Raw genomic sequence first — 17,681 nt, forward strand, 5'->3', positions numbered from 1 at the left:
AAAAGAAGATAGAGAGAAAGGGGATTCCTTTCAAATGGACGGAACACTAAGGTCGAACCACCGGAAAGTCGCAACGGCTTTATCCGTGGTCCCAGGACTGGGACAATTGTACAATCGGCAATATGCAAAAGGGATTATTTTTCTAATCCTGTCGCTTTCCTTTATTATTGCGTTTAAAGATATTTTGAATATTGGCCTATGGGGACTGGTCACACTTGGTGAAGTTCTGCCCGAGGACAATTCGATTTTCTTGCTAGTATACGGTATTATCGCCGTCATTTTGCTACTATTTGGACTCGCTTTCTATTATTTCAACTTGCGGGATGCTTATAAAAACGGAAAAAAACGGGATATGGGCCTTGCCCTTAACTCGATAAAAGATCAATATCATGCGTTAATAGACGAAGGCTTCCCTTACTTAATGGTTACCCCGGGATTTCTTCTGCTTGTGTTTGTTGTCATCCTTCCGATAATTTTCGTGCTTCTTTTAGCCTTTACGAATTATAATCTCTATCATCAGTGGCCCGCTAAATTGGTTGACTGGGTCGGATTTGCGAACTTTACTAAACTATTCACTTTGGATATTTGGCGGAATACATTCTTTAGTGTATTTGCCTGGACGATATTATGGACATTCGGGGCGACGACCTTTCAGATTGCCCTCGGCATTTTCCTTGCAGTCCTTGTAAACCAGAAGGATTTAAAAGGAAAGGCGATTATCCGGACGATTTTGATTTTGCCATGGGCAGTTCCGGCATTTGTTTCGATCCTGATTTTCTCGGGGATGTTCAATGAAAGTTTCGGTGCTATAAATAATATTGTCCTGGATGCCTTTGGCATTGGCCCGGTCCACTGGATGACCGAAGCCGTATGGACAAGGATAGCCCTGATCATGATTCAGACGTGGCTTGGCTTCCCATTCATTTTTGCAATGGTGACAGGAGTGCTGCAGGCGATTCCGGATGAACTGTATGAAGCGGCTACAGTTGATGGAGCCTCAAGATTCCAGCAATTCCGGTCGATTACGTTCCCGCTCGTCATGTTCTCGATTTCGCCAATTTTAATTACACAATACACGTTCAACTTTAATAACTTTAATATTATTTATTTGTTTAACTCGGGCGGCCCGGCGGTTTCAGGCCAGAATGCCGGCGGAACAGATATCCTGATATCCTGGATCTACAGCCTGACTGTTTCAAGCCAGGAATATGGCATGGCGGCTGCGATTACGATGATTCTTTCCGCAATTGTCATAACCGTTGCTCTTTGGCAGTTCAGGAGAACGAAGGCGTTTACTGAGGAGGGCACAATGTGATGAATATGAAGACACAAAGGGCTATCCGCCTTTCGCTCACCTATCTTGTTGTCCTGATCATGGCTATAGTGATTATTTATCCAATCCTTTGGATTCTTGGCGCATCGGTCACACCGGGTATGAGCCTTTCCAGTTCATCGCTGATTCCTAAAAACCCGACGCTTGACCATTATAAAGAAATTTTCGATCCGGCCAAAAGCGATTACTTAATCTGGTATTGGAATACACTGAAAATTTCCTTTACGACGATGGCGGGTTCTGTCGTTGTCATCAGCCTGATGGCCTATTCGTTTTCGCGCTATCGGTTTGTTGGCAGGAAGAATGGCTTGACCCTTTTCCTGCTGCTGCAAATGATCCCTAATTTCGCGGCGTTGATTGCCATCTTCGTCCTGGCCAGGGTGGCAAACCTGCTCGATACCCATTTGGGGTTGATATTGATTTATGTCGGCGGCTCGATTCCGATGAACACCTGGCTGATGAAAGGCTATCTGGACTCCATCCCGAAGGAACTGGATGAAAGCGCCCGGATGGACGGAGCCGGCCATATGCGGATTTTCCTGCAAATCATTATGCCACTCGCAAAGCCGATCATCGCAGTCGTCGCTCTCTTTAACTTCATAGCGCCATTTACTGATTTTATTCTCGCAAAAGTTCTCCTCCGCTCCGAGGAAAACTTTACTCTCGCAGTAGGTCTATACGATTTGGTATCACGCCAGTTTGGCAGCGAGTATACGACCTTCGCAGCTGGTTCGGTCTTAATCGCCATCCCAATCGCAATCCTGTTCCTGTCATTCCAGAAATACTTCGTCTCAGGATTAACCGCTGGAGGAACAAAGGGCTGATTTAACCAACTTTTAAAATAGGAAGACAATGGACGTCATTTGCTTTCAAGCATGTTGGTTTTAGCGTAGGGCACGTAGACTCCTGCGGGATGCAGCGGCAAGTGGAGACCCCGCAGGCGCAAAGCGGCGAGTAGGCTCCACTGGCGCCCCGCGGAAAGCGAAGTGCCAGGAGCAAAATCAACATCAAGATTATATAAATATATCTGCAGGATGAGTGTCACAACTATATTTAAAATTCTAATAAACAAAGGGGGAACGGAATTGAATTCAGAGTAATTACTATCTCTAATTCCGTCCCTCTTTTTCTATGAAAATGAACATATATAAGCGATAGATTTTTTAGCGAAGGAGTAAGAACAATGCTGGAAGATTCAAGTTTTGCCATACACCCCGAATTACAAGGCCAAAGCAGTGCCCAGAAACTGAACAGGATTGGCCGGGCTGCCGGCTTCACTCAGATCGAAAACGGCATTTCGATCCAGACTGAATCAGGGAATCTTAACATCGCATTCTCCAGAGAAGATATTGTCCGGATCGCCATTAATTTTCAAGGGGAAACAGCCGGCCAAACGAGTCCGGCCATCATTCCGAACAGCAGAAGCGTGGAATTCATTATGGAAGAAACCGCAGCTGCCTACCACGTCAAATCAAAGCAGCTCAACGTGTTTATTGAAAAAAGTCCGATTTCAGTCACTGTAAAAGACAGCGAAGGCAGAACACTCTTGCAGGATGCGGAACTGGGAATGGGGTATTCGGAAGGCGCGGGGGTTTATTGCCAAAAAACTCTCCATCCGGATGACCACTTTTATGGGTTCGGTGAAAAGACAGGCTTTTTGGATAAGCGGGGCGAAAAGCTTGTCATGTGGAATACAGACGTATATGCGCCGCATAACCCGGAAACAGACCCGCTTTATCAATCAATTCCCTTTTTCATGGTTTTGAGGGACGGGAAAGCAACCGGAATTTATTTCGATAACACCTTTAAGTCGTTTTTTGATTTAGGAAGCAACAATGAAACATTTTCTTTCGGAGCTGAAGGCGGCCAGCTTGATTATTACGTCATGGCCGGGCCGGATCCAAAGAGTGTGGTCGAGCAATATACCTTCCTGACAGGGAGGATGCCGATTCCGCCAAAATGGGCGTTGGGGTACCACCAGTCCAGATACAGCTATGCAAATGAAGAAGAAGTTATGGACGTTGTCCGCCTTTTTGGCGATAAGGGAATTCCACTCGATGCAATTTATCTTGATATTCATTATATGGATGGCTATAGGGTATTCACCTTCGACAAGGAAACCTTCCCTCATTTTGCCGAAATGGTCGAGGCTTTGAAGGAAAAGGGAATCCAGGTCGTCCCGATTGTCGATCCCGGCGTTAAAATGGATCCGGAATATGGAGTATATCAGGATGGGGTCGTTCAAGACTATTTTTGCAAATATCCAACCGATGAAATATATTACGGCGAAGTTTGGCCAGGACAGAGCGCGTTTCCCGATTTTACCGAAACAAGTGTCCGGAACTGGTGGGGGGACCTCCACAGCTTTTATGCCGAAAAAGGAATAGAAGGCATATGGAATGATATGAATGAGCCTTCTGTTTTCAATGAATCAAAAACAATGGACCTATTCGTCATCCATAAAAATGACGGAAGCCCGAAAACACACCAGGAGCTTCATAATCTTTACGGCTTGCTGATGGCCGAGGCGACTGTTGGCGGGATGAAAAAGCATCTGAAAGGGAAGCGGACATTCCTGCTGACGCGCGCGGGCTTTTCAGGAATCCAGCGCTATGCGGCGGTTTGGACTGGTGATAACCGCAGTTTTTGGGAGCACCTGCAAATGTCCCTGCCAATGTTGATGAATTTAGGCTTGTCCGGCGTTGCGTTTTCTGGAACGGATGTCGGCGGCTTCGCCCATGACAGCAATGGCGAACTGCTGACAAGGTGGACGCAGGCTGGCGCATTGACGCCGTATTTCAGGAATCATTCCGTCCTTGGGTCTGCCAGGCAGGAACCATGGTCCTTCGGGGAAAAGTATGAAAAGATTATCAAAAAATACATCACCCTGCGCTATGAATGGCTTCCACAGCTTTATACACTGTTTCATGAAGCCCACAAATCCGGTCTTCCGGTCATGAGGCCGTTGTTAATGGAATTCCCGGAAGACTCGATGACCTGGAACCTGTCAGACCAATTTATGCTCGGCGATAATGTCATTGTCGCCCCGGTCATGCAGCCCGGTGCCGTGTGCCGGGTGGTTTACCTGCCTGAAGGCTCCTGGATTAACTATTGGAGTAATGAAATTTATGAAGGCGGAAGGCACCACCTCGTTCAGGCGGGATTGGACACCCTGCCAATTTTCGTTAAACAGGGGACGGCCATTGCTTTAACAGACGGCAAATTGACGACAGCGGTACCTGATCAAAAGCTGCTCCTCCATCTGTACTATAAGGAAGGAACTGAAAGCGTCCTTTCTTTATATGAGGATGACGGAAGTACTTTTGCTTATGAAGAAGGAAAGTGGTTGAACAGGCAATACAACTTTGTCCAAAATAAAAATGAAATTATTATTTCTGCAAAGGATGAGGGAGAGTTTTCCCCATCATGGAAGGAAGTCGAACTCATTGTCCACGGGGACGGAAGGGAACTGAAACTCCAAATCGATGGGCAAGTGAAACCTCCTGCAAAAAAGACAAGTAAAACAACCACATATATTTTATAATTATTTTGCTATATAGGTTGAACATAATAATTACACTTTTTAAATTGAATAGCTGGTTGATAGGAGCTCAGGCATGTAGACTCCTCGAAAATGCTAACGCATTTCCTTCGTGCCAAGCCCATTCGAGGAAGTCGGTTGTCCTGCGGGATTGAGCGGCAAGGGGAGACCCCGCAGGAGCAACGCGACGAGGAGGCTCCACTGACGCCCCGCGGAAAGCGAAATGCCCGGAGCGGATATCAGCCACAAAGCCCATTCGAGGAAGTCGGTTGTCCTGCGGGATTGAGCGGCAAGGGGAGACCCCGCAGGAGCAACGCGACGAGGAGGCTCCACTGACGCCCCGCGGAAAGCGAAATGCCCGGAGCGGATATCAGCCACAACGTTACCGATTGATTCTAATCTTTAATTCAACCTATATATTATATTTGCTAAATAAACGGAAATTTCAAAAAGGAAGGGGTGATGCGTGTGGCTGTAACAATAAAAGATGTTGCAAAATTAGCTAATGTAGCACCTTCTACAGTTTCCAGGGTGATTGCAAACAGTCCGAGAATCAGCACAGAAACAAAGAAAAAAGTAAAAGATGCCATGAAAGAACTTGGATATCATCCCAACTTCATAGCCAGGAGCCTGGTCAGCCAATCAACTCAGGTAATCGGCATGATCATGCCAAGTTCGGACGCCGTCTTCGAAAATCCTTTTTTTCAGACAGTCATCAAAGGAATCATCGAGGGAGCAAGAGTAAAAAATTATGCCATTCAAATGCTGACCGGCCGAACTGAAGAAGAAAATCTCGAAAGTGTAAAACAAATGGTCCAAGGAAAACGGGTTGACGGCGCTATTCTTCTTTACTCCAAAGTGGAAGACAAAATCATCGACTACTTAAAAGAAAGCAGATTCCCATTCGTTGTCATTGGCAAGCCTTATAAGGATGTTGAAGAAATTACGCATGTAGACAATGATAACGTCCGCGCCGCAAATCATGTCACAGAATCTCTAATCAGCCTGGGGCATAAGAAAATTGCATTCATCGGCGGAAGCCTCGACTTAGTGGTGACAATCGACCGTTTGAACGGCTACAAAGAAGCTTTGGATAATGCCGGCCTGGAGCTTGTTGACGACTACGTAAAACATGATGATTTTATCCGAGAAGGCGGAAGGGAAGCGGTCCGTGACCTGATGAACCTGGAAAACCAGCCAACAGCCCTGGTGGTCGCGGATGATTTGATGGCATTAGGGGTTCTGAACATGCTTGATGAACTTGGCATCATGGTTCCCGATGATGTTTCGGTTGTCAGCTTTAACAATGTCCTGCTCGCTGAATTGGCCCGCCCGCAGCTGACGTCCGTCGATATCAATATTTTCGACCTTGGCTTCCAGGCGGCGAGAAGCCTGATCCAAACCATCAAAGATCCAAACGAACCAGTAAAGCGGATCATCATTAAACATCATATCGTCAAACGCAGTTCCTGCGCCAAATTACCTGATTAAATGAAATGAAAGAGAAGCGCCTCAAGCGAGTCGCTTCTCTTTTTAGTGTGAAGTCTTTAACCGTTAACGATTTTCCCGCCATTTATATGGATCATCTGTCCGCTTATATAGGCAGAGTCATCTGATGCGAGGAAAACGTAGGCCGGCGCCAATTCAAATGGCTGCCCCGCGCGTCCCATCGGCGTATCGGCCCCGAACTTTTCAACCTGCTGCTCATCGAATGTTGAAGGAATCAGAGGTGTCCAAATCGGTCCTGGGGCGACGCCGTTTACCCTGATGCCGTCTTTTGCAAGCGACATGGACAGGGAACGGGTGAACGATACGATCGCCCCTTTTGTCGCTGAGTAGTCAAGCAGCGTTTTATGGCCAGCATAGGCTGTAATGGAGGCCGTATTGATGATTGAAGCACCTTCCTTCAAGTGCGGCAGGGCCGCTTTTGTCAGATGGAACATTGAGAAAATGTTCGTGCGGAACGTCTTTTCAAGCTGCTCTGTGCTGATGTCCAACAAGCTATCCTGTGGATGCTGTTCTGCGGCATTGTTCACGAGCACATCCAGCTTGCCGAACTTCTCAATTGTTTTCTCAACTGCTGTTTTGCAGAAAGACTCATCACCGACATCGCCAGGGATCAGGAGGCACTTTCTGCCCTCGTCCTCGATTTGCCTCCTTGTATCGTCCGCGTCATTGTCCTCATTCAAATAGACGATGGCAACGTCAGCGCCTTCTTTGGCAAAATAAATCGCTGCCGCCTTCCCAATGCCGCTGTCCCCTCCGGTAATGAGGACGGCTTTATTCTCAAGCTTTCCGCTTCCTTTATATTTTGGGTCGACATGGATGGGCTCGGGATTCATTTCGCTTGTAAGCCCTGGCTGTTCATCCTGCTCCTGAGGCGGGAAACCGCCTTTTGGCAACTCTTTTTTATTCATGGATTCTGCCTCCTTTTATTTTTGTCCTACTCAACATAATTCCTTCTTTTGCTGGGAATCTAACATGAGAAAAACTGGAAGAGAGGCGTTTGCAAAAAAAGGCGGCACAGCTAGCTGGATTGAGCTAGCTGTGCCGCCTATGAAACAGAATGATATTTTTGCAGGTTACCTTGCTAGATATTAACGGTAATTCATGAATTGCACATCGACCGTTAAATCCGCTTCTTTGACAGCGGCGATGATCCGCTGCAGGTCGTCGCGGCTTTTCGCGGTAACGCGGATTTGGTCGTCCTGAATTTGGCTCTTAACTTTCAGTCCGCTGTTTTTGATTAGATTATTGATTTTCTTGGCATTCTCTTTATCAATGCCTTGGACCAATTTTGCGCGTTGGCGGACTGTTCCTCCGGACGCGCCTTCCATTTTGCCATAATCAAGGTTCTTGACCGGGACGCCGCGCCGGATCAATTTGCTGAGCAGAACATCCTTCAGCTGATCCATTTTATATTCATCATCAGAAACAAGGACAAGCTCTTCCTTATCAAGGGAAACGTCGCTCTTGGATCCCTTAAAATCGTAACGGGTCTTGATTTCTTTCATCGTCGCGGTCACCGCATTAGTCACTTCAGCAAAATCTACTTTGGATACAATATCAAATGAACTATCTTTAGACATGGTCAACCTCCGATACTGTTTTTCATAATCCAGCTCAAGCGCCTAACCCCTCGAGGTCATAAGCCATATCCCTCCGGAGGGCAGGCCCGTCCTCCGGGCTCCGTCTTATGCTGGTCGGGGCTGACCGAGGCGCTTTCGCTTTTTGTTCTTCTAGTTCCATTATAGTAAAATAAAGAAAGTGAAACAACAAATGGCAGGACGGAGGAATTTAGAGTGGCATTGATTGAACAGGTAGGGCGGAAGTTGACGCTTGAAGTGGCGCGAAAAGCCGCATACGGATATTTTTTGACAGACGGTGAAGAGGATGTACTTCTTCATAGCAATGAAGCGGCAGGTGAATATGGGGAAGGGGATCAAGTGGAAGTATTCCTTTATCCTGATGCGCATGGCCGTGTGGCGGCAACATCAATTATGCCAACGATAACTGCCGGTGAATATGCCTGGCTGAAAGTGGTCGATAAAAAGCCAGGTGTGGGGGTTTTCCTTGATATCGGCATCCAAAAGGATATTTTGCTTGGCGAAGAAGACTTGCCGGCACATAAAGAAATCTGGCCAGCCGTGGGCGACATGCTATACACAACCATTCGGGTGAACAGGCAATACCGCTTGTACGCCAAGCTGGCAACCGATCCGGTCGTCCAGGAAATTTCCCAAGAAGCAACCCGGAAGGACTTCAATAAGAATGTCACCGGCCACATCTACCGGACAGCGAAGGTTGGCAGTTGGATTTACACGCTTGAAGGGTTCCGCGGCTTCATCCATGAATCGCAGCGGGCGGAAGAGCCGAGGCTGGGCGAGAAGGTCGAGGGCCGGATCATTGATGTGAAAGAGGATGGCACCGTCAACGTTTCCCTCCTTGCCAGGAAACAGGATGCGCTTGATGAGGATGCTGCTTCGATTTATGATTATCTTCTCTCAAGAAATGGCGCGATGCCTTACAATGACAAAAGCCAGCCTGAGGATATACAGGAACGCTTCGGATTGAGTAAGGGTGCCTTTAAGCGTGCCCTCGGTAAACTGATGAAGGACGGCAAAGTGTACCAGGAAGGCAGCTGGACTTATAAAAAGGAAGAATAATTGCAGGCTCCCTGCTTCAGGGAGCCTGTTTTTCTTTTATATAGGTTCTGTTATCATTAATTGTTGATTTCCACTCCGAAGACATGCTTTCCGCGGGGCGAAGCATCTACTTGATCCAACTTCATGAGAAACATCTATGAATTGACATCGTGCTGCTTTGCGACGAGCTGAAGGTTCGCTTCCTCGAATAGTCTGTGACGCAGGAGCAGTCTTTATGGAGCCTCCTCGGCGTCCTAGACGCCTATGGGGTCTCCACGTGCCGCTGCATCCCGCCGGAGTCAGTCTCCTCCGTTCCAATCAACCTCATTGAAAATCAACACTCACCATTAACAAAGCCTTTAGTGTCAGTCTCAATGCGCGTTAAAATAACCTGCACAAAAAAAGACCCATTAACGGGTCTTTACAAGTGGTCAGTCTTCTTTGAATAAGCATTCTTGCCGGCTTTTCTGTTTTTCTCGCGCATCATGTTCTTTTCATGGCGGAGGGCGTTGTTGTCCTGCGCCTTTTTATCATTATCCGAAGTCTTTGGCATATAAAAACTCCTTCCCATTTTGTACAGGTTTAGTTTCTGTAGACTGGGAAGGAGTATACGCCTAATCCGGCAAGTAATTTTTGCAAAAAACGCACGGTGTATCACCGCAAAAAACTTACTTCTGCACCTCATTCAAGAAGAATATCGCAATGGTGCCAGGCCCTGTATGGGCTCCAATGACCGCGCCAATTTCACTGATATAGACGTTTTTAGGCGCAAACTCATCAATAATCATCTGTTTCATTTCTTCGGCAGTATCCCGGTCGGCGGCATGGCTGATGCCGATTTCCTGCAAGGATAAATCATTGCCCCGTTCTTTCATCACTTCGATGACCCTGCGCAAAAGCTTTTTCTTGCCGCGGATTTTTTCGAGGGGAACAAGCTTCCCGTTCTCCACGTTGAGGAGCGGCTTGATATTCAAAAGGCCGCCGAGGAATGCGGATGCTTTTGACACGCGGCCACCCTTGGCGAGATAATCCAAATCCTCAACCGTGAAAAGATGCTCCATATGCTGGCTGCGGTAAAGGACATCTTTCAGGATTTCGTCTTTTGACGCGCCTGCAGCGGCAAGCTTTACGGCTTCTTTGACCACGAGCCCGTAGCCAAGCGAAGCGCACTTCGTATCGACGATGGTGAAATTAAAATCAGGGTATTCTTCCTTTACTTGCTCCAGGACCATGACGGCCGTTTGGTATGTCCCTGATAATTCGGATGAAAAGGCTATGTATATTCCGTCTTCGTTGTTTTTGGCTAATTCAATAAATGTTTTTTCAAAACCGAGCGGCGATGCCTGCGAAGTTTTCGGCACTTTGCCTGCCCTGATGGCCTCATAGATCGTTTCAGGGGATATTCCCTGCAAATCCTCATATTCCTTGTCATCCAAATGGACCTTCAAAGGAAAAAGCCCAACCCCATTCCCCTCATAAAATGCAAGCGGCATATCGCATGCGCTGTCGGCAAATAATTTAATTGCCATGAACTCACCTGCTTTCCAATCTTCTCTCTGTCCTCAGTTTATCGGTTTCCCCATAAAAATACAATGATGGAAGGACATAATTGAGAAAAAAGGGGAAATATAGAAGTATCCGGATGCGCGGTTTACCGCGTTGTAAGATAGCATCAGGATGGTTTTGGAAGGGGATGTGCATATGGTTTGGCTTCATACGAAAAAATTCCTGATTGTTTTACTGGGAGCGGTGCTAAATGCCATTGGCTTCAATCTGTTCCTCATTCCGGCCAATGTGTATGCCGGCGGATTTGCGGGGGCGGCTCAGCTTCTCTCCAGAGTCTTGACGGATGTAACTCCGCTGACCGTGTCGACAGGTTTCCTGCTCCTGCTGTTGAATATCCCGGTTACTATTCTCGCCTGGATGAAGGTTGGGAAATCCTTTACGGTTTACAGCTTTTTAAGTGTCGCGCTAATGTCTCTCTTTCTGGAGATCATCCCTGTCCGGCACATTTCTGAAGACATTTTATTAAATGCCGTATTCGGGGGAGTGATTTCGGCGATTGGGGTCGGTATCACGCTTAAGTGGGGAGCTTCGACAGGCGGACTCGATATTATCGCGATGATTCTTTCCCGTATGAAGGATAAGCCGATCGGCACGTATTTTTTTGCCTTGAATGCCGTTATCACTTTAACAGCAGGCTTATTGTACGGCTGGGAAAAAGCGCTCTACACGATGGTAAATCTCTATGCATCAACAAGGGTCATTGATGCGATTCATACACGCGCCCAGAAATTGACTGCCCTGATTGTCTCGAAGAATGCGCCAGAATTGCGGAAAGCGATCCAGACTAAGCTTGTAAGAGGGATGACGTCCATCCCGGCAAAAGGGGCTTATACGAATGAAGACAAGGAAATTCTGATGATTGTCATTACCCGGTACGAGTTGTTTGACCTTGAAAGGATAATAAAGGAAACAGATCCTCAGGCGTTTACGAACATTGTACCGACAACAGGGGTACTCGGTTTCTTCAGGCGGGACTAGGAAACCGGTCCATTCAGTCAGGAGGAAAAGACGATGAATTTAACGATTGCGTCCATGCTGCTTTTATCATTATGGATGCCTTTTGCGCAAAATGAAGGCAATCAGGAAACAGGTCTGGCATTCACAGTGGAAGCAGAACCAGGGCCTGAACAGGCCGAAGTCCGGTTGAAGCTTGATAATAAAGGGACGGAGGATGTAAAACTGGAATTCCCAACATCACAGTTTTATGACGCGGTTGTTCTTGATGAAAGCGGAAGCGAGGTTTATTCCTTTTCAAAAGGACGCTACTATTTGCAGGCATTTCAGACGGTGACAGTCCCAGCAGGTGGGACAAAGGAATGGAAAGAGAGCTGGAATTATACGGGGGACGGCATCAGGGTGCCCGGTGGCACGTATAAAATTGTGGCTGCGGTTCGAGCTGTGAAGGTGGACGGAAAAGCGGCGGTTCCCCGAAGCTTAGCTGCTGAGATAGTCTTTGACGTTCCGGCTGGACAGATAGAAGAGAATGATAGGGGAGAGGATGCTGTTTTCGAGGCCATTCGTTCTGAAGGTACCCGCGGCACTTACACAGTTACCGGAAAAGCGCGCCCGCGTTCGGGAAGCTTTTATTATACGGTCGAAGACGGGCATAACCAGCTCGTGCCGGAGACCAAGGTAACAACAGGGACTACTTATCCGGAGTGGGAAGAATTTAAAATTGCTCTTTCGCTTTCACCTGATCAACTTCCTTTATCCGGGACACTCATTCTGAACATATATGAAAAAGAGGGAGAAGCAATGAAAGGTGAGCCGGTTGCAATTGTCCTTGAGCAGTTCAAGGGTGGGAAATAGGAAGAAGGCCGGTTCCCTTTTATGAGGGATCGGCCTTCTTCTTGCTCATAATTTCTTGCAGCGGGCAGGCTCCGGAACAGGCGGCTGCCAGCTGGCCCGTAATGAGGAAGCAGTGAAACCGTTCCCTGCTTTAGCTTAGCGAGTCGAGTTTGTTTTGCATTTCGCTTAGCTGCTGTTGTTCTGCCTGGGTGGAGTTGGCGTAGGCGGAGCTGAGTGCGTTTTTGGCTTTTGCGAGTGCTTCGCCGCGTTGTTCGGGCGGTGCGGCTAGTGCTTGGGCCGTGTATTTCCGTGCCTGCTGATAGAGTTGGTTGGCCATGTTAGAGTCCTCCGTACGAGGTTTCATTGGCATTTTCAAGCTTACGCGCTTCGGCTTCCGCGTACGTCATCCTGTACGGGATCCGCTGGCTGTGCCTTGCGACTGAATCTGCCCCCTGCTGGACAAACCGTTTCGATTTGGTACGTCTACCCATTCGAAATCCCTCCATTTATGAGCGTTCATAGCGAAACAGCGGAACTGTTTCATTAGGTAGTATGTTCGAAACGGGATGGTGTTATTAGATAAAAGCCGCTAGAACCGGTCTAGTCCTCCCTTTTGCAAATTGGATATAATTCCGTGCTGGAAATTAAAAACCCTGGAAATCGCTGACTGCGTTCCAGGGTAACTTTTGCAAAAAAATCAATAGATCTTGTTTTTCAGGTTAAGGGTTTCCTCAAGATAAACGCCGATGCCGTCTTCCTCGTTTGTGAGGGTGATTTCATTGGCGAGTGTTTTCAGCTGACTGATGGCATTGCCCATTGCGACGCCGCGCCCGGCAAATTCAATCATTTCCAAATCGTTGTCTTCATCACCGAAGGCAATGACCCGTTGGGAAGGAATGCCAAAATAATCAGCAACCCTTTTGACCCCGACAGCTTTATTGATTCCGCTTTTCACAATTTCAATGACATGCCACGGATCGGCCCAGCGTCTGTGGTCAATCACTTCTGCATGGACGTCGCTTAAATGGCTGCGGATCGTTTTGACATGTTCTTCATCCGTGTGAATCAGCATCGCCGTTGGGGAATCCTGCAAATATTCAGCGAGGTCGCCAGATGTTATTTTCGGATTGCCGAAGCTGAAAATGTCGAGCAGCTTTTCATCATGATAATGGAAATAAACATCATCCATGATTTCCGCGATTATATTATGGAAGGTATAGGAACGGCAGGCCTCCACGATATCTTTCGCGACCTTTACATCAAGCGGCGAATGATAGATTCCCCAGCTGCTGTTGAGCGGATGGTGCACAAATGCTCCGTTGAAGTTTACGATCGGCGTATCAAGCATCAATTCATGGTAATACGGTTCGCTCGAACGGAACGGGCGTCCAGTTGAAATCATGACTACATGTCCCTGTTCTTTAGCCTTCATTAATACAGCTTTCGTCTTCTCTGAAATGACTTTATCATCTGTTAGCAGCGTTCCGTCCAAATCAAGTGCGATTAAGTGTTTCTCAGTCATAGTCTCTTCCTTTCGTTCAACAATTCCCCATCCCAAGGGTTCCTTTTATGATTAATGGCGCAAAAATGGTAAACTAATACTGCATTGAATTTTGCGATTCCATAAACACCATGTTACCAATAATACAGCGGGCATGTAAAAAAAATCACACCGCTTGTTGATTTTATGGCTTAAACTAAATTTCGAAAGGTTCAGGAGGTTTAAATCTTTGGTTGTTATCCGCAATGAACAAATAGACAGCATTCCCGTCCTCGAGGTTGCAAGTGAAGAAAAACTGAATGACCGGCTGCCAATGGTTATTTTTGTCCATGGCTTTACGAGCGTGAAGGAAAATAACCTGCATATTGCCTACCAACTGGCAAGGGCAGGGTTCAGGGCCGTCCTTCCTGACGCGCCATTTCATGGGGAACGGAGCCAGGGCCTTAGCGAACAGGATTTATCGGCTAGGTTTTGGGATATTGTAATAAAAACGATTCAAGAAGTAAATACGGTCAAGGAATATTTTGTGCAAAAGGGGCTTGCTTCATCAGGAGAAATTGGCCTTGCCGGCACTTCAATGGGCGGAATTGTCACACTCGGCTCCCTGACCCAGTATGATTGGATTAATGCGGCCGTCAGTCTGATGGGCTCGCCGAATTATTACGATATGGCAAATTGGCAAATCTCTGAATTGCAGAAACGCGGCTACAAGCTGCCTTATTCTGAAGAGGAACTCCAAGTCCAACTTGCGGGATTGCGTCCGTTTGATTTAAGCCAGCAGCCGGAAAAGCTCGCATCAAGGCCACTCTTGTTCTGGCACGGGGAAGCAGATACAGTTGTACCGCATCAGTATGCTTGGACTTTTTACGAAAAACTGCTTGCGAATCCAGACCGAAAAGGCGACATAGCTTTTGTCTCTGAAAAGCATGCCGGACACAAAGTAACCCATAAAGGCGTTTATGCCCTCGTGGACTGGTTTTCGAATCACCTAGGGGCCAAGGCAGGCACACTGGCAGAAGAAAAACATGTTTGATTTTTCCCGCTTGCAGTTTGAAGCGGGCATCAATGATAGATGATAAAGGAGCGATTATAATGGATCAGGAATTGAAAGATAGTATTATGGGGGCATTGGAGCTTGTCATTGACCCGGAGCTTGGCGTCGATATCGTCAACCTTGGGCTCGTTTATGATGTAGAAATGGACGAGGAGGGTAAAGCAACCGTCACGATGACGCTGACTTCGATGGGCTGCCCGCTGGCGGGAACCATTGTCGATCAGGTCAAGCGCGCGCTTGCCGACATTCCCGAAGTAAAAGAGACAGATGTCAATATCGTTTTCAACCCGCCATGGTCGAAAGACATGATGTCCCGCTATGCTAAGATTGCATTGGGGATCAGGTAAGTTAGTTAGCGATTTACAAGCAGGTTCTTGTGAAATAGTTATAATATATAGGTAATTATGGGATAGGGGATTATGTTTCCCGCTTTTTCCCGAGCGCCTTTTTGGGACAGGAAGCGAATGGCTGCTTTCCTGTCCCGCTTTACATAACAGGAAAAGCTTTTTGCAAAAAACAGGAGGGATTGTGTTGAAAAATAAAGTAATCCTTGCCACATCGACCCAGCTAGGCCGTGGGGACGAGCAGCTAGGCGAAAACGTCCTTGAAACCTTCTTTACATTATTGAAGCAGAGGGACGAACTCCCTAAAGCAGTATTTTGCATGAATTCCGGCGTCTACCTCATGACCGACGAATCCTTCGTTTCGGTCCATCTCAAAGAACTCGAAGAAAAAGGCGTCGATATCCTCGCCTGCAAAACGTGTGTCGACCACTACGGCCTCCAGGAAAAAATCACCGTAGGCAAAATCAGCACCATGGGCGACTTTATCAATCTCGCCGCCCAATACGAAACACTCACTATCTCCTAAAAAACCAGCAGCACCCGGCTCAACAGCCGCCGTGCTGCTGGTTTTTGTTTTTGAAACAATGGGTTGGTTCCGGTGCTTCATCCAGGTTCGAAATAGTTGAGGGAAGGCAAGCGTTCTATTCGACCGCAGCCGGAGAAAATCATCGCTACGGTCGTTGACGAAGGTTCTATTCGACCGCAGCCGGAGAAAATCTTGGTTACGGTCGATGATAAGTGTTCTATTCGACCGCAGCCGGAGAAAATCTCAGTTACGGTCGATGAGAAGTGTTCTATTCGACCGCAGCCGGGGAAAATCATCGCTACGGTCGATGAGAAGCGTTCTATTCGACTGCAGCCGGGGAAAATCTTAGTTACGGTCGATGAGAAGTGTTCTATTCGACCGCAGCCGGGGAAAATCTCAGTTACGGTCGATGACGAAGGTTATATTCGACCGCGCCAAGAGAAAATCTCCATCACGGTCGCTGAGAGCCACGCCACCCATCCTCAGCCCCAAGCAAAACCCCACCCTTCAAAACTCCGTTAACCTCATACTGATGTTATTTATATTATTAACTTTCACAATTACGTCATACAAAACTCCTTAGATGTGACGCACCTCACTTTTTGCCCTGCCTAACGGTTTTATAATACAAGTAACAAGGCTAGTGAGAGCCGGCCATATAGGAGGCGTTTTTTTATGGCTTTTAATCCGGAAATGATGATGAAGAAAAACCCGTATGCGCGGGATTTTAATGAGAATCCGTTTATTGTGATTTGGGAATTGACGCGCGCCTGTCAGCTGAAGTGCCTGCACTGTAGGGCTGAAGCGCAATACATGCGCGATCCGCGTGAGCTTTCTTTTGAAGAAGGAAAACATTTGATTGACCAAATATACGAAATGCAAAATCCGATGCTCGTTTTTACAGGCGGGGATCCACTCATGCGCAAGGATGTATTTGATATTGCAAAGTATGCCGTTGAAAAAGGTGTTCGCGTTTCAATGACTCCGAGTGCAACGCCGAATGTTACAAAGGAAGCGATTGAAAAAGCGAAGGAAGTAGGACTGTCACGCTGGGCATTCAGCCTCGACGGCCCTACAGCGGAAATCCATGACCATTTCCGTGGGACAGCCGGTTCCTTTGACCTGACGCTTGAACGTATTAAATACCTGCATGAGCTTGAAATCCCGATTCAAATCAATACGGTGATTTCAAGGTACAATATCGACTATCTTGATGAAATGGCCGGCTTGATGGAAGAATTGGAATGTGTTCTTTGGAGTGTCTTTTTCCTCGTACCGACAGGCAGGGGGCAGGAAAGCGATATGATTTCGCCTGTCCAGCATGAGCATGTGTTTCGTTGGCTGTATGACCTTAGCAAACGCGTGAAATTCGATATTAAAACAACCGCCGGCCAGCATTACCGCCGGGTCGTCATCCAGCAAAAAATGCGCGAGGCGAAGAAGCAGCAGGGGGAAATTGAATATTTGAATGCTTTGACAGCGCACGGGCTGACCGGTTCGATTGACGGACTTGGCCGTGCTCCGATGGGAGTAAACGACGGTAACGGGTTTGTGTTCATCTCCCATATCGGCGATGTGTACCCAAGTGGCCTGCTTCCGGTCAAGGCGGGAAATGTCCGGGAAACTCCGCTCGCTGAAATTTACCGCAACTCGCCGATTTTCAAATCGCTCCGAAATCCTGATGAGTATAAAGGAAAATGCGGTGTATGTGAATTCCGCCATGTTTGCGGCGGGTCCCGTTCCAGGGCGTATGCAATGACAGGGGATTACCTGGAGAGCGAACCGTTCTGTGTCTACATTCCGAAAGCATTGCGTGAAAAGCAGGGCCAGCAGGCATAACCCGGGCCGGCTGCCGCTCCATTCCAAGCCTTTCTATAAGGAGA

The 17,681-nt window shown here is 47.4% G+C and carries 19 protein-coding genes; 12 read left to right on the forward strand and 7 right to left on the reverse strand.

Annotated features, from left to right (window positions below; translation table 11 throughout):
* Positions 1-34 precede the first annotated feature (34 nt).
* The 4 genes from BN1002_RS04365 to BN1002_RS04380 all read left to right on the forward strand — a co-directional run bounded on the left by BN1002_RS04365 (position 35) and on the right by BN1002_RS04380 (position 6,365).
* Positions 35-1,315 (forward strand): carbohydrate ABC transporter permease, encoded by a 1,281-nt coding sequence (locus BN1002_RS04365; protein ID WP_048823790.1) that lies wholly within the window; start codon positions 35-37, stop codon positions 1,313-1,315.
* Positions 1,315-2,157: a sugar ABC transporter permease gene (locus BN1002_RS04370; protein WP_048823791.1), complete on the forward strand. Its 843-nt coding sequence runs from the start codon at positions 1,315-1,317 to the stop codon at positions 2,155-2,157. Before BN1002_RS04365 ends, BN1002_RS04370 begins: the two co-directional genes overlap by 1 nt.
* 359 nt (positions 2,158-2,516) lie before the next feature.
* On the forward strand, positions 2,517-4,877 hold the full coding sequence (locus tag BN1002_RS04375; RefSeq protein ID WP_148362729.1) for a glycoside hydrolase family 31 protein: 2,361 nt from the start codon (positions 2,517-2,519) through the stop codon (positions 4,875-4,877).
* 465 nt (positions 4,878-5,342) lie between these two features.
* Entirely contained in the window at positions 5,343-6,365 is a 1,023-nt protein-coding gene (locus BN1002_RS04380; RefSeq protein ID WP_048827727.1) for a LacI family DNA-binding transcriptional regulator, read from the forward strand.
* Positions 6,366-6,421: 56 nt separating this feature from the next.
* On the opposite strand, the gene BN1002_RS04385 is transcribed toward BN1002_RS04380, so the two are convergent.
* On the reverse strand, positions 6,422-7,291 hold the full coding sequence (locus BN1002_RS04385) for an SDR family oxidoreductase (protein WP_048823792.1): 870 nt from the start codon (positions 7,289-7,291) through the stop codon (positions 6,422-6,424).
* A gap of 180 nt (positions 7,292-7,471) precedes the next feature.
* Complete coding sequence (locus BN1002_RS04395) at positions 7,472-7,963, reverse strand: YajQ family cyclic di-GMP-binding protein (protein WP_048823794.1); 492 nt, start codon at positions 7,961-7,963, stop codon at positions 7,472-7,474.
* A gap of 213 nt (positions 7,964-8,176) precedes the next feature.
* Between BN1002_RS04395 and BN1002_RS04400 the strand changes: the two genes are divergently transcribed.
* Positions 8,177-9,040, forward strand: a complete 864-nt coding sequence (locus BN1002_RS04400; protein ID WP_048823795.1) for a CvfB family protein — start codon at positions 8,177-8,179, stop codon at positions 9,038-9,040.
* Between the two features lie 400 nt (positions 9,041-9,440).
* Here the strand turns inward: BN1002_RS04400 and BN1002_RS23155 are convergent, their stop codons facing one another.
* Together BN1002_RS23155 and BN1002_RS04405 are read right to left on the reverse strand one after the other, a co-directional pair.
* Positions 9,441-9,572, reverse strand: coding sequence for a DUF3941 domain-containing protein (locus tag BN1002_RS23155; protein WP_082036129.1), 132 nt, complete (start codon positions 9,570-9,572; stop codon positions 9,441-9,443).
* A gap of 115 nt (positions 9,573-9,687) precedes the next feature.
* Positions 9,688-10,548, reverse strand: a complete 861-nt coding sequence (locus BN1002_RS04405; protein WP_048823796.1) for a DegV family protein — start codon at positions 10,546-10,548, stop codon at positions 9,688-9,690.
* A gap of 172 nt (positions 10,549-10,720) precedes the next feature.
* Here BN1002_RS04405 and BN1002_RS04410 point away from each other — a divergent pair, with 172 nt between their 5' ends.
* Both BN1002_RS04410 and BN1002_RS04415 read left to right on the forward strand, forming a co-directional pair.
* Positions 10,721-11,563, forward strand: coding sequence for a YitT family protein (locus tag BN1002_RS04410; protein WP_048823797.1), 843 nt, complete (start codon positions 10,721-10,723; stop codon positions 11,561-11,563).
* 33 nt (positions 11,564-11,596) lie between these two features.
* On the forward strand, positions 11,597-12,394 hold the full coding sequence (locus BN1002_RS04415) for a BsuPI-related putative proteinase inhibitor (RefSeq protein ID WP_048823798.1): 798 nt from the start codon (positions 11,597-11,599) through the stop codon (positions 12,392-12,394).
* 130 nt (positions 12,395-12,524) lie between these two features.
* Here BN1002_RS04415 and BN1002_RS04420 read toward each other — a convergent pair whose 3' ends face one another.
* From BN1002_RS04420 to BN1002_RS04425, 3 genes are all read right to left on the reverse strand, one after another.
* On the reverse strand, positions 12,525-12,710 hold the full coding sequence (locus BN1002_RS04420) for a DUF3813 domain-containing protein (protein WP_048823799.1): 186 nt from the start codon (positions 12,708-12,710) through the stop codon (positions 12,525-12,527).
* Between the two features lies 1 nt (position 12,711).
* Positions 12,712-12,864, reverse strand: coding sequence for a hypothetical protein (locus BN1002_RS24000; protein ID WP_197072739.1), 153 nt, complete (start codon positions 12,862-12,864; stop codon positions 12,712-12,714).
* A gap of 206 nt (positions 12,865-13,070) precedes the next feature.
* Positions 13,071-13,895, reverse strand: coding sequence for a Cof-type HAD-IIB family hydrolase (locus tag BN1002_RS04425; RefSeq protein WP_048823800.1), 825 nt, complete (start codon positions 13,893-13,895; stop codon positions 13,071-13,073).
* A 208-nt stretch (positions 13,896-14,103) separates the two neighbouring features.
* Between BN1002_RS04425 and BN1002_RS04430 the strand changes: the two genes are divergently transcribed.
* The 5 genes from BN1002_RS04430 (at position 14,104) to BN1002_RS04450 (ending at position 17,637) form a co-directional block, all read left to right on the forward strand.
* Positions 14,104-14,907 (forward strand): alpha/beta fold hydrolase, encoded by an 804-nt coding sequence (locus BN1002_RS04430; protein ID WP_048823801.1) that lies wholly within the window; start codon positions 14,104-14,106, stop codon positions 14,905-14,907.
* A gap of 59 nt (positions 14,908-14,966) precedes the next feature.
* Positions 14,967-15,275, forward strand: coding sequence for a metal-sulfur cluster assembly factor (locus tag BN1002_RS04435; RefSeq protein WP_048823802.1), 309 nt, complete (start codon positions 14,967-14,969; stop codon positions 15,273-15,275).
* A 184-nt stretch (positions 15,276-15,459) separates the two neighbouring features.
* Complete coding sequence (locus BN1002_RS04440; protein WP_048823803.1) at positions 15,460-15,798, forward strand: DsrE family protein; 339 nt, start codon at positions 15,460-15,462, stop codon at positions 15,796-15,798.
* 96 nt (positions 15,799-15,894) lie between these two features.
* A complete protein-coding gene (locus BN1002_RS04445) occupies positions 15,895-16,320 on the forward strand; it encodes a hypothetical protein (protein ID WP_048823804.1) in 426 nt (141 codons plus the stop codon).
* A 153-nt stretch (positions 16,321-16,473) separates the two neighbouring features.
* Entirely contained in the window at positions 16,474-17,637 is a 1,164-nt protein-coding gene (locus BN1002_RS04450; protein WP_231574972.1) for a TIGR04053 family radical SAM/SPASM domain-containing protein, read from the forward strand.
* The last annotated feature ends 44 nt before the right edge of the window (positions 17,638-17,681 follow it).

It is taken from the genome of Bacillus sp. B-jedd, from assembly GCF_000821085.1.
Taxonomy (GTDB): Bacteria; Bacillota; Bacilli; order Bacillales; family Cytobacillaceae; genus Bacillus_D.